A 12,664-nucleotide genomic window follows, 5' to 3' on the forward strand; every position below is an offset into this window, starting at 1 on the left:
ATGGCAACTGTATGCCAGTATTGCTTTCCGTGTTGGTCAGTCCAGCCAGCGCTTTTTCAATTGCCCTGCTTTACCGAGCCGCAGCGCTGCGAAATACATGGAACATCGCAGCCGTGACTTCGTCCGGAGCGGATGCGCCTGTGTTCGAGAACCACTGCGGAGCCCAATTGAACGCACCAAAGATGGCAAATATGAACATTTTCGGATCGTCCACGCAGATCGTGCCATCTTTGCTGCCTTCTTCGAGAATTTTCCGAACGGTGATCTCAAATTGCTTCTTGAGCGAGCGAAGCTTGCGTCGTGACTGCGCGTTAAGCGAGCGGTCGCTGACCAGAGCCAGGCACACCCCGAACTCGGACAGTATGAGTCTGCCATACATCGTGAAGAACTGTTCGAGGCGGTCGATTGCGGGAAGCTTCGCGTCTTGATCGCGAGACAAGGCCTCATTGAGGTCGACGAGAGCCGTATGCGCCACCTGATAGAGCAGGTCTTCCTTACTCTCGATGTAGTAGTAGATCGTCGGCTTGGTTACATTGAGAGCTTCGGCGATCTGATCGATAGTTGTTTCGTGAAAGCCGCGATCCGCGAACAGAAGTGCTGCCTGTTTAAGGATTAGACGACGCTTGGCCTCGTGCTGCTCCTGGCGCAGGTCGACGCTTTCCCAAACATTGGGACGCTTTCTCCCCACTGGTTTTTTCGTCATCCCTGTACTTCCCCAAGTTGCGGCAGGATGCAGGAAGCGACACACCGTCGCGCCCTGTCTCCAATGCACATTTCTCCGGCTGCGTTCAAGCCGCAGGTCGCAAGCCGCTCCGCGGCTTGACATTTACCTAGAGGTCAGAGATAGCCTACTCCTCAGTAAGATACATCTAAATGACAGGTTTTTGGGAGGTTTTATGCATCGTCGTACATTTTTGCTGAGCTCGGCCGGTGCGGCGCTGTCGGCTTTTGCTCCGGCGACAGGTGTTCTCGCTGCGGATGAGCCGGCTGATTTTCATATCGCCGGTATCCTGGCGTTTTCCGGCGCTTACGGCATCATCGGCAAGGACATGCGGCAGGGCGTCGAACTCGCCATCGCCGATCGCGGCGGCAAGGTGCTCGGCAAGCCGATCCGGGTGTCGTGGGAAGACGACGAGACCAAGCCGCAGCCCGCGGTGCAGAAGGCGACCCGCCTGCTTGCGGGCGGTGCGCAGATGATGTTCGGCGCAGTCGGCTCGGCATCGACGCTGGCGCTGCAGGGCCTGGCCGACCAGCGCAAGATCCCGCTGCTGGTGACCATTTCCGCCGACGACAAGATCACGCGGCCGAACGGTTCGCGCTACACGTTCCGCACCTCGAACACGCTCGGCATGGAAATCCGGATGTGCATCGAGTTCGCGAAGGTGAAGGGGCTGAAGAAGATCTACGGTGTGACCGCCGACTACCAGGCGACCCGCGACGGCTGGGAACTGTTTGCCGCCGAGGCGAAGAAGGCCGGGATCGCGATCGTCGGCAATGACTACGCGCCGCTCGGCAACCGCGACTACTCCGTCATCGTGGACAAGATGGCGAAGTCCGATGCCGACGGCATTGCCGTCATCGTCACCGGCAACGACGCCGTCACCTTCCTCAAGCAGTCCGGCCAAGTCGGTCTCAACAAGAGCAAGACCCAGTTCGGCCCGGTGCTGCAGGACGAGACCCTCGCGGCGGCCGTCGGTCCGGCTGCGGTCGGCGTCTATTCCGGTGTGCGCTATCACTTCACGGTCGATAACCCGGCCAACAAGAAGTTCGTCGAGGCCTATCGCGCCAAGTACAACGAGTGGCCGTCGAGCTTTGCCGGCGAGGCCTATGACGGCATCAGCTGGTGGCTCGATGTCGTCGAATCCACCAAGAGCTGGGACCGCGAGACGTGGGTCGATGCCTTCGCCAAGAGCACCCGCGAGAATTCGCTCGAGGGCAAGAAGGTGATGCGCGGCTGCGATCATCAGGCCGCGCAGGTCGGCCTGTGGGGCGTCGTGACCGAAGGTCAGGCGCCGCTGCCGCCGCTGACCATGAAGATCACCGACGTCTTCGACGCTTCGAAGCTGTTCGACGTCTGCTCGTAAAACGGAGGCGTGTCCCGGCGTCGGGACACGCCTCACCCCCTTCTATAAACCGCGGACCAATCTGGCGTGTCGACGATCGTTATCGGCTTGAGTTTGAGCTTCCTGCTGTTCCTGCTGGCGGCAGGGTTGACGCTCATCTTCGGCATGCTGGGCGTGATCAATTTCGCGCACGGCGCCCTTTATATGCTGGGCGCCTATGTCTGCTATCAGATTGTGCACTGGACCGGTTCGTTCTGGATCGGGCTCGCTTTCGCCCCACTGGTCGTCGCGGCGCTAGGCGCAGCGATGGAAGTCGTCACGCTGCGGCCGGTCTACAATCGCGATCATATCTATCAGTTGCTGCTGACCTTCGGCTTCATCCTGGTGATCGAGGAATCGGTTCGCCTGATCTGGGGGCTGGATTACAAGCAGGTGCCGACGCCCGATCTGTTCTCGCAGCCGATTGCGCTGTTCGGCAGCCAGATCCCCTCCTATCGCCTCTTCATCATCGGCTTCGGCGCGCTGGTCTCCGTCCTGCTGTTCCTGCTGCTCGACCGCAGCAAGCTCGGCATGGTGATCCGTGCCGCGAGCTCGGATTCCGAAATGGCGCAGACGCTCGGCGTCGACGTGGCGAAGGTACGCACGGCGGTGTTCGCGCTCGGCTCGGGGCTGGCCGCGCTCGGCGGCGTCGTCGCGGCGCCGCTGGTGCCGATCGAACTCGGCATGGGCTTTAGCGTGATCATCGACTGCTTTGTGGTGGTGATCATCGGCGGCCTCGGCAACATCAAGGGAGCGATCTTCGCCGCGCTGCTGCTCGGCATGGCGCGCGCCGCCGGCTTCACCTATGCGCCCGAATGGGTGGAACTGATCACTTTTGTTCTGCTTATCGTCACCCTGATGACCCGGCCATCGGGCCTGTTCAGCCGCAAGGGACGTGCGGCATGAGCATGCTCCGCCTCGACCAGATCCTCATGGCCGCCGCCGTCGCTGCCATGATCGTCTTTGCGATGGTTTCGACCAGCGAGGAAAGCCTCAACCTGATCAGCCTGATCCTGATCTGGGGCCTGCTTGCGATCGGCTTCGACCTGATCTTCGGCATGGCCGGCATGCTGTCCTTCGGACATGCCGCCATGTTCGGCGCTGGCGGCTATGCGCTGGCGCTGCTGGCGCCTCAGTTCGGCTTCCTGCCCTCGCTGCTGGTGGCGGCCGTCGCCGGCGCGGCGCTGGCCTTCCTGCTCAGCGTGTTCGCATTGCGTGTGTCGGGCCTGTTCTTTTCGCTGCTGACGCTGTCGCTGGCGCAACTCGTCTACATCCTAGCCAGCACGAAGCTGCGGGCCTTCACCGGCGGTCTGGACGGTATTCCCGGCGTGCTGCGGCCGGCCCTCTTCGGCGTCGATTTCTACAACAACCGCAACTATTTCTACTTCCTCGTCGTGGTGTTCGTGATCGGCGTCGCGATCATGGCGCTGTTGCGTATCTCGCCGTTCGGCAGCGCGTTGAAGGCGGTGCAGGCCAATGATGTCCGCGCCGAGCAGATCGGCTACAATGTACAGCGGCTGCGCCAGTGCGCCTTCATGATCTCCGGCGCCTATGCCGGCGTCAGCGGCGCGCTGCTGGCTTCGCTGATGTTCTATGTCAGCCCGCAGATGCTGCACTGGAGCACGTCGGGCGACGTACTGATCATGACGCTGCTCGGTGGCAAGGGCACGTTGCTGGGACCGGTGCTCGGCGTGGCCGTATTTGAAGTCCTGAAGGAAGAACTCAGCCAGTTTACCGAACACTGGTACGGCGTCCTCGGCATCGTCTTCATTCTCTGCACCATCTTTCTGCCGAACGGCATCGCCGGCCTGTTCGCCGTCCTCGGACGCGGCAGGAAGGGGGCGTCGAAATGAGTGCGGGCAACGTCTCCCTGCAGTGCGAGAACATCCAGGTCGCGTTCGGCGGTCTCAAGGCGGTCGCGGGCGTCAGCCGCAGCTTCCAGTCGGGGCGGATCTATGGGCTGATCGGGCCCAACGGGGCCGGCAAGACCACGCTGATGAATGCGCTGTCGGGTCATGCGACGCTGGCGGCCGGGCAGGTGATCCTGAACGGGCGGGACATCACGAAGCTCTCCGTTCATGCGCGCACCCGCGCCGGCCTTGGTCGCAGCTTCCAGATTACCAAGATATTCTCCGGCATGACCGTACTGGAGAACCTGAAGCTCGCGGCGTTCGCACACCGTTATCGCGTACAGCCGTTCTGGATGCCGGCCGGCCGCTTCGCCGAGATCCGTCAGGATGCTGAAAAGGTGCTGGCGCAGATCGGGCTGGAGCGTCTCGCCCACGCGCCGGCTGAAAATCTCTCGCACGGCGACCAGCGCGCCCTCGAAGTCGGCCTGGCGCTGCTCAGCGATCCCAGCGTGCTGCTGCTCGACGAGCCGCTGGCCGGCGTCGGCCATGAGCGCCTCGAGCAGGCGCTCGAACTGATCAGGCGGATCGTGGCGGGCCGTACCGTCCTGCTGATCGAGCACAACATGGACGTCGTGATGCAGATCTCCGACGAGATCGTCGTGATGGTGCAGGGACAATTGCTAGGGTCCGGAACACCGGCGGAGATCAGGGCCAACCCGGCGGTGCGCGCCGCCTATCTCGGGAACGACGAATGAGCGCGCTGGCCCTGCAGGATTGCGACGTCTTCTACGGCAAGGCGCAGGCGCTGCATCATGTCTCGCTCGACGTGGCGGAGGGCGAGGTCGTTTCGCTGATCGGCCGCAATGGCGCCGGCAAGAGCACGCTGCTCAAGGCTGCGATCGGTCTCAATGCCGTGCGCAGCGGCCGGTGCCTGATGGGCGATCGCGACGTTACGGCACTGAAACCTTATGAACTCGGACGCCTTGGGCTGGCCTTCGTTCCGGAAAACCGGCGGATCTTCCCGAACCTGACGGTCGAGGAAAACCTGAAGATCGCGACCGTGATGGGGCGCAAGGGTCCGTGGTCGCTGCAGCGCATCTACCAGCTTTTCCCGCGACTTCAGGAGCGTGCCTCGCAAGGTGGCGATACGCTGTCCGGCGGCGAGCAGCAGATGCTGGCGATCGGCCGCGGCTTGCTGACCAATCCGGAAGTGCTGCTGCTCGACGAGCCGACCGAAGGGTTGGCGCCTTTGATCGTCGATCAACTCATCGAGGCCATGCGCATCATCAATGCCGAAGGCATTGCCATGTTGCTGGTCGAACAGAATTTGAAGGTGCCACTGAAGCTGGCGCGCCGGCAATTCGTCATCGATAATGGCCGGGTGGTCTGGTCGGGCACCACCGAAGAACTGCAGGCCGACCGCGCCCGTATCGAATCCCTCATCAGCGTCTAGGAGAAGGTCATGGCCGACGTTTACATCATCGGGGTCGGCATGACGCGGTTCGGCCGCTACCTCGACGACCGGTTGGAGACGATCGCCCGTGGGGCGGTGGAAGAGGCGCTGTCGGACGCCGGCATCGCGCGCGGCGATGTCCGGGCCGCGTTTTTCGCCAACACGGCGCAAGGCGTCGTGGAGGGCCAGCACCTGGTGCGCGGCCAGCTCGTTCTGCGGGCGCTCGGATTCGAGAGCATTCCGGTGACGAACGTCGAGAATGCCTGCGCCAGCGCATCCACGGCGCTCAACGCCGCCTTCTCCTACATCGCGTCGGGGCAGGGCGATATCGCGCTGGCGGTCGGCGCGGAAAAAATGAATTCGAAGGACCGCGAAAAATCCTTTGCGATCTTCGGCGGCGCCTGGGACGTACACGACGTGGATGGCAGCGTTCGCCGCCTGACTGCGCTCGGCAAGGATCTCGCGCTGCCGCCCGGCGCCGGCCAGAACAGCGGCAAGCGCAGCGTCTTCATGGACGTCTACGCCTCGCTCGCGCGCTATCACATGCATCGCTTCGGGACCACCCAGCGGGACATCGCCGAGGTGTCCGCGAAGAACCACCGGCACTCCTCGCTGAACCCGAAGGCGCAGTATCAGGACTCCATGACTGCCGACGATGTGCTGGCGGCGCGCGAGGTATCGTGGCCGCTGACGCTGCCGATGTGCGCGCCGATCAGCGACGGCGCGGCGGCCGCGATCGTCTGTTCCGCGGAGAAGGCGCGCGCGCTCGGCGCCACGCGGGCGATCCGGATCGCCGCCTCGGTGCTGGCATCGGGTTCTGACCGTGAGGCCGATGACCTCGAACGCCATTTGTGCCGGCTCGCGTCCAATCGTGCCTATGAGATCGCCGGAGTCGGCCCCGCCGACATGTCGGTCGCGGAGGTTCATGACGCCAGCGCGTTTGCGGAACTGCATCAGGCCGAACTGCTGAGCTTCGCGCCGATCGGCGATGGCGGCCGCCTGGTGCGCGACGGCGATACCGCGCTTGGTGGCCGGATACCGATCAACGTCTCCGGCGGCCTCGAGTCGCGCGGTCACCCGATCGGGGCCACGGGCTTGGCGCAGATCTACGAACTCGTCACGCAGCTCCGCGGCGAGGCGGGCGCTCGTCAGGTCGAGGGCGCGCACCACGCTATTGCCGAAAACGGCGGCGGCTTCCATCATTATGAAGAAGCGACCGCCTGCATCACCATCCTGGAGCGCTGAGGGCTATCCATGCGTCTGATCGATTTCTTCGACCGTGGCGTCGGCATCAATCCGTCGCGCACCTGCCTGAAGGATGCGACGGTCTCGCGCACCTTCCGCGAGGTCCAGCTGCGCAGCTACCGGATCGCAAACGCACTCGCATCCGCCGGATTGAAAACCGGCGAGATGGCCGCGGTCTACAGCCCCAACGGGGCGACGGCTTTCGAGTGCATCCTGGGCATCATCCGCGGCGCCAATATCTGGGTGCCGATCAACGCCCGCAATTCCACCGAAGACAACGCCTACATCCTCGAAAACTGCGACGTGCAGGCGCTGTTCTACCATAGTGAATTCGAGGCGAATGTGCAGGTGTTCCGCAAGGAATGCCCGCAGATCCGCATCTATATCTGCATCGACAAGGACGGCGCGGACGCCCCGTTCCTGCTGGACTGGATTGCGAACGCGCCCGAGACCGATCCCAACGTTCCCGAGGATCCGAGCAAGCCGATCTCGGTTTTCTCGTCGGGCGGCACCACCGGGCGGCCGAAGGGCGTGCTGTGGACCAATCTGGTCTGGGAGACCATGATCTCGAACTTCTTCACTTCGATGCCGGTGCAGAAGCCGCCGGTTCATCTCGTCGTGGCGCCGATGACTCACGCGGCGGGCGGCGTCGGCATCATGCTGATGGCGGCGGGCGCGACGCAGATCATCCTTCCGGGCTTCGACGCCGCCAAGGTGGTGAACGCGATCGAGACCGAAGGCGTCACCCACATGTTCCTGCCGCCGACGGCGATCTACATGCTGCTGGCTCATCCCGGTATCAAGCAGCATGATTTTTCCTCGCTCGAGCATTTCATCTACGCTGCCGCGCCGATGTCGGTGGACAAGCTGAGGGAGTGCCTTGAGGTGTTCGGGCCGGTGATGACGCAAACCTTCGGCCAGGCCGAAGCGCCGATGCTCTGCACCTTCCTGTCGCCGCAGGAACATCTGGTGATCGGCGATCCCGACAAGGAAAAGCGCCTGGCCAGTTGCGGCCGGCCGACGCTGCTGACTCCGGTCGAGATCATGGACGATGACGGCAATCTGATGCCGGCCGGCGAGCGCGGCGAGATCGTCGTGCGCGGCAATCTCGTGATGCCCGGCTACTACAAGAATCCGGAGGCGACCGCGGAGGTTTCCACCTTCGGCTGGCACCACACCGGCGACATCGGATTCAAGGACGAGGATGGTTACGTCTATATCGTCGACCGCAAGAAGGACATGATCATCTCGGGCGGCTTCAACGTCTATCCGAGCGAGATCGAGCAGATCATCTGGGGCCACCCCGCGGTGCAGGATTGCGCCGTGATCGGCGTGCCCGACGAGAAATGGGGCGAGGCGGTCAAGGCCGTCATCGAACTCAAGCAGGGTTCGAGCACCAATTCCGATGAGATCATTGCGCTGTGCAAGGCGAAGCTCGGCAGCGTGAAGGCGCCGAAGTCGGTGGATTTCTGGGACAGCCTGCCGCGCAGCGCGGTCGGAAAGGTCCGTAAGAAGGATATTCGCGAGACGTTCTGGAAGGGACGCACGCGCGCCATCTGAACGGGGAAGAAGCCCATGAATATCGCCATGGTACTCGCCAATGCGGCGAAAGCGTTTGCGGATCGCCCGGCGGTCTGTCTCGGCAGCGCGACGATCCATAGCTATGCGCAGCTTCTGCAGCGCAGCGCGGCGCTCGGCCAGGCCTTGCGCAACAAGGGCTTTGCGCCGGGCTCGCGGGTCGGCGTCTTCCTGTCCAATCGCCCTGAATATTTCGAGATCCTGTTCGGCGCCTGGTTCGCTGGGCTGGCGGTGGCGCCGATCAATGCCAAGCTGCATCCGAAGGAACTGGCCTACATCCTCGACAATTGCGCCGCCTCGGTGCTGTTCACCGACATCGAGGGCGGACTGTCGCAGCCGGGCAACGTCGTCGATGTCGACGGCGAGGCGTATCGCGCGATGCTTGCGACGGTGCCATCCGATCTTCGGCCGGCACCGGCCGCGCCCGGCGACAATGCGTGGCTGTTCTACACCAGCGGCACCACAGGTTATCCAAAGGGCGCGATGCTGACCCATCGCAACCTTTACAACATGACGATGAGCTTCCTCGCCGATATCGGCCCGGTCGACGAAACCGACGCGTCGCTTTATCCGGCGCCGCTGTCGCACGGCGCCGGGCTGCTTGCGCTCGCGCACCTGGTACGCGGCGCCGCCAATGTCGTGCCGGAGAGCGGCGGCTTCGAGCCGGGCGAGATCGTCGATCTCATCAATCGCTATCCGGGGAGTTCGTTCTTCGCCGCGCCGACGATGGTGAACCGGCTGGTCACTTCGCCCTCGATGGCGGATCTGACGGTGGAGAATCTCGATCACATCTTCTACGGCGGCGCGCCGATGTATGTCGAAGATCTCAAGCGCGCGCTGGTCGCGCTCGGCCCGCGGCTGTGGCAGGCCTACGGCCAGGGCGAGTCGCCGTGCACCATCACCTACCTGCCGCCCCACATGCATCTCGACAATGGCGACGGCCGTCTCGACGACCGGCTGTCATCGGTCGGCATCCCCCGCACGGGCGTCGCGGTCCGCGTCGTCGATGCCGACGGCAACGACATGCCGCCCGGCGAGAACGGCGAGGTCATCGTGGCCGGCGACGTCGTGATGGCCGGTTACTGGAACAATCCGTCGGCGACGGCGCAGGCGCTGCGCGACGGCTGGCTGTGGACCGGCGATGTCGGCACGTTCGACGCGCACGGTTTTCTCTATCTGAAGGATCGCTCGAAAGACGTCATCATCTCCGGCGGCTCCAACATTTATCCGCGGGAAGTTGAGGAGGTGCTGCTGCGCCATCCCGCCGTGGCGGAGGTCAGCGTGATCGGTCGCCGCCATCCCGACTGGGGCGAGGAGGTCATCGCCTTCGTGGCGTCGTCGGCGCCGGTGACGGCCGCGGAACTGGATGCCTTCTGCATCGAACATATCGCCCGCTTCAAGCGGCCGAAGTCCTACCGGTTCCTGCCGAGCCTGCCGAAAAGCAACTACGGCAAGATACTCAAGACCGAAATCCGGAAAATCATCGAAAGCGAAACGGCCGCGTAATCGGCGAACACAAGGAGCGCACAATGACCGCGATCGTTGCAGGTGTCGGCATGATCCCGTTCGCAAAGCCGGGCGCATCAGCGCCCTATGACGCGATGGGCGAGGAGGCGGTCAAGCTGGCGCTTGCGGATGCCGGCCTCGGCTACGACGCCATCGAGCAGGCCTATGCCGGTTTCGTCTACGGCGACTCCACGGCCGGCCAGAAGGTGCTCTACCGGGTCGGCATGACCGGCATCCCGATCGTCAACGTCAACAACAACTGCTCCACCGGCTCGACCGCGCTCTATCTGGCGCGGCAGGCGGTCGAAAGCGGCGCGGCGGATTGCGTGCTGGCCGTCGGCTTCGAGCAGATGCGCCCGGGTGCGCTGGGGTCGATCTTCGAGGACCGGCCGTCGCCGTTCTCGGAATTCGACCGCGTCACCGATGAACTTGTCGGCCATGGCGAGATTCCGCTGGCGCTCCGTTATTTCGGCGGCGCCGGCAAGCAGCACATGGACAAGTACGGCACGCAGCTCTCGACGTTCGCGAAGATCCGCGCCAAGGCCAGCCGCCATGCCGCGCGCAACCCGCTGGCGCTGTTCCGGAAAGAAATGACCGAAGGCGATGTGATGCAGGCGCCGGTGATCTGGGAGGGCGTGATGACGCGCTCGATGGCGTGTCCGCCGACCTGCGGCGCCGCCGCCGCCGTGCTCGTCTCCGAGGCGTTCGCCAGGCGCCATAACCTGAACGACACAGTTCGCATCCGCGCGCAGGCCATGACGACGGACCGTCCCAGCACCTTCGAGACCCGCGACATGATGCGCGTCGTCGGCTTCGACCTGTCGAAGTCGGCGGCCGAAAAGGTCTACGAGAAGGCCGGCATCGCCCCCGACGATGTCGATGTCGTCGAACTGCATGATTGCTTCGCGCAGAACGAACTCATCACTTACGAGGCGCTTGGCCTCTGCGGCGAGGGCGAGGCCGAGAAGTTCGTTCTCGATGGCGACAATACCTATGGCGGACGTTTCGTCACCAACCCGTCCGGCGGCCTGCTGTCCAAGGGACACCCGCTCGGCGCGACCGGCCTCGCGCAGTGCTACGAACTTGTCCATCAGTTGCGCGGCACCGCCGAGGCCCGCCAGGTCGACGGTGCGCGGCTGGCGCTCCAGCACAACCTCGGCCTGGGCGGCGCGGCCGTCGTGACGCTCTACGAAAAGAACTGAACCAGAAGCGGGAGTAATTCACCGATGTCGCAGCGGCTCAAGGACAAGATCGCGTTCGTCATGGGAGCCGGCTGCGTCGGTGAAGGCTGGGGCAATGGCAAGGCCACGGCCGTCCTGTTCGCGCGCGAAGGCGCGACGGTGATCTGCGTCGACCGCGATCTAGCATCGGCGGAGCGCGCCGTCGCGATCATCACGGAAGAAGGCGGCAGGGCCGAGGCCCTGCGCGCCGACATCACGTCGGCCGCGGACATCGATGCGGCCGTCGGTGCAGCCATCAGCCGTCATGGCCGCATCGACATCCTGCAGAACAATGTCGGCATCGCCGAGCCCGGCGGTCCCGAGCATATCGACGAGGCGAGCTGGGACCGCGTCATGGCGGTGAACCTGAAGGGGTTCTTTCTCACCTGCCAGCGCGTCCTCCCGGAAATGGTCAAGCAGGGCGGCGGCGCGATCGTCAACGTGTCATCGGTCGCATCGATCACCACGATCAGCGTGCCGATGATTTCCTATTATTCCTCGAAGGCCGGCGTGAACCACTTCACCCGCGCCGTAGCGGTCGAATATGCGCCGAAGGGCATCCGCTGCAACGCGGTGTTGCCGGGCCTGATGAACACGCCGATGATCGTCGAGCCATACAAGCACGTTTACGATTCCCCGACGACATGATTGCCCGGCGCGATGCGATGGTGCCGATGGGCAAGATGGGCACCGCCTGGGACGTGGCGCATGCCTCGCTGTTCCTGGCGTCGGATGACGCGAAATACGTCTCCGGCGTGCTTCTTCCTGTCGATGGTGCGCTCACGTGCCGAACTGGCTAACGAGACTTTCTGGGAACGTGTCATGAGCGAAGAAAAAGAACTTGTTATCCGCGATGATCGGGGTGCGGTATCGTACATTTCCTTGAACCGTCCGCGTAGCGGCAACAGCCTTTCCTTGTCGACAATCGATGAATTGACCCGCCATCTGATGGACCTCCGGGGGCAGCCGTCGATCGCGGTGATCGTCCTGACTGGGATCGGCAAGAAGATCTTCTGCGCGGGGCATGATCTTACCGAATTTGACGGGGAGACGGATCCCGAATTCTTCAAGACGGTGTCGACGCGCTGTTCGGCTCTGATGCAGACGATGCGGGATCAACCGCAGGTCATCATTGCCAGCGTCGCAGGCGTGGCCTCGGCCGCCGGTTGCCAGTTGGTCGCCAGTGCCGATCTCGCGATCGCCTCCAGCGAGGCGCGGTTTGCGACACCGGGCGTGAACATTGGCTTGTGGTGCCTCACGCCCATGGTGGCGTTGTCGCGCGCCGTGATGCCGAAACACGCGATGCAGATGCTCACCACGGGGCGCCTCTACGACGCGGCGTTTGCGCTACGCATCGGGCTGATCAACGATGTGGTCACGCCCGAGCAACTCGAGCAAACGGTCGAGTCGCTGGCAGCGGAGATCGCCTCGAAATCGACCTACACGTTGGCGCTCGGCAAACAGGCGTTCTATCGCCAGCTGCAAATGCCCATCTCCGATGCCTACGAATATTCCGGCGAACTCGTGGTGAGGAACATGGCCCACGCTGATGCGCGCGAGGGCATTGCTGCCTTCGTACAAAAGCGCAAGCCGCTCTGGAAGGGACGAAAGTAACATTGCTCTTGCGCCTCCGTCCGGCGGATCGTTTTCGTGGGTTCCAGGCGTCTTTTGCGAGCAGCGTTTCGGCTCCGCTGGGGCGGCGGGGCGCGA

General features: G+C 63.6%; 11 protein-coding genes and 1 pseudogene. 11 read left to right on the forward strand and 1 reads right to left on the reverse strand.

Annotated elements, in window-relative coordinates; all coding sequences use genetic code 11:
* Positions 1-70 precede the first annotated feature (70 nt).
* Positions 71-703, reverse strand: coding sequence for a TetR/AcrR family transcriptional regulator (locus AC3WLX_RS34070; RefSeq protein ID WP_024343224.1), 633 nt, complete (start codon positions 701-703; stop codon positions 71-73).
* Between the two features lie 193 nt (positions 704-896).
* Between AC3WLX_RS34070 and AC3WLX_RS34075 the strand changes: the two genes are divergently transcribed.
* The 11 genes and pseudogenes from AC3WLX_RS34075 (at position 897) to AC3WLX_RS34125 (ending at position 12,568) form a co-directional block, all read left to right on the forward strand.
* Positions 897-2,084, forward strand: a complete 1,188-nt coding sequence (locus AC3WLX_RS34075) for an ABC transporter substrate-binding protein (RefSeq protein WP_024343225.1) — start codon at positions 897-899, stop codon at positions 2,082-2,084.
* A 66-nt stretch (positions 2,085-2,150) separates the two neighbouring features.
* Positions 2,151-3,008: a branched-chain amino acid ABC transporter permease gene (locus AC3WLX_RS34080; protein WP_024343226.1), complete on the forward strand. Its 858-nt coding sequence runs from the start codon at positions 2,151-2,153 to the stop codon at positions 3,006-3,008.
* Positions 3,005-3,955, forward strand: a complete 951-nt coding sequence (locus AC3WLX_RS34085; RefSeq protein ID WP_024343227.1) for a branched-chain amino acid ABC transporter permease — start codon at positions 3,005-3,007, stop codon at positions 3,953-3,955. The genes AC3WLX_RS34080 and AC3WLX_RS34085 overlap by 4 nt, the downstream gene beginning before the upstream one ends.
* Positions 3,952-4,707 carry an ABC transporter ATP-binding protein gene (locus tag AC3WLX_RS34090; RefSeq protein ID WP_024343228.1) on the forward strand — a complete coding sequence of 252 codons (756 nt, stop codon included), beginning with the start codon at positions 3,952-3,954 and terminating at the stop codon, positions 4,705-4,707. Before AC3WLX_RS34085 ends, AC3WLX_RS34090 begins: the two co-directional genes overlap by 4 nt.
* Complete coding sequence (locus AC3WLX_RS34095; RefSeq protein WP_024343229.1) at positions 4,704-5,405, forward strand: ABC transporter ATP-binding protein; 702 nt, start codon at positions 4,704-4,706, stop codon at positions 5,403-5,405. The genes AC3WLX_RS34090 and AC3WLX_RS34095 overlap by 4 nt, the downstream gene beginning before the upstream one ends.
* A 9-nt stretch (positions 5,406-5,414) precedes the next feature.
* Entirely contained in the window at positions 5,415-6,650 is a 1,236-nt protein-coding gene (locus AC3WLX_RS34100) for a thiolase family protein (protein ID WP_024343230.1), read from the forward strand.
* 9 nt (positions 6,651-6,659) lie between these two features.
* On the forward strand, positions 6,660-8,210 hold the full coding sequence (locus AC3WLX_RS34105) for an AMP-binding protein (protein ID WP_024343231.1): 1,551 nt from the start codon (positions 6,660-6,662) through the stop codon (positions 8,208-8,210).
* 15 nt (positions 8,211-8,225) lie between these two features.
* Positions 8,226-9,734 carry an AMP-binding protein gene (locus tag AC3WLX_RS34110; protein ID WP_024343232.1) on the forward strand — a complete coding sequence of 503 codons (1,509 nt, stop codon included), beginning with the start codon at positions 8,226-8,228 and terminating at the stop codon, positions 9,732-9,734.
* 23 nt (positions 9,735-9,757) lie between these two features.
* Entirely contained in the window at positions 9,758-10,936 is a 1,179-nt protein-coding gene (locus AC3WLX_RS34115; RefSeq protein ID WP_024343233.1) for a lipid-transfer protein, read from the forward strand.
* Positions 10,937-10,960: 24 nt separating this feature from the next.
* Positions 10,961-11,754 (forward strand): annotated as a pseudogene (locus AC3WLX_RS34120) (SDR family NAD(P)-dependent oxidoreductase).
* Between the two features lie 22 nt (positions 11,755-11,776).
* Complete coding sequence (locus tag AC3WLX_RS34125; protein ID WP_024343234.1) at positions 11,777-12,568, forward strand: enoyl-CoA hydratase; 792 nt, start codon at positions 11,777-11,779, stop codon at positions 12,566-12,568.
* Positions 12,569-12,664 lie beyond the last annotated feature (96 nt).

It is taken from the genome of Bradyrhizobium sp. FW305-F6, from assembly GCF_058782905.1.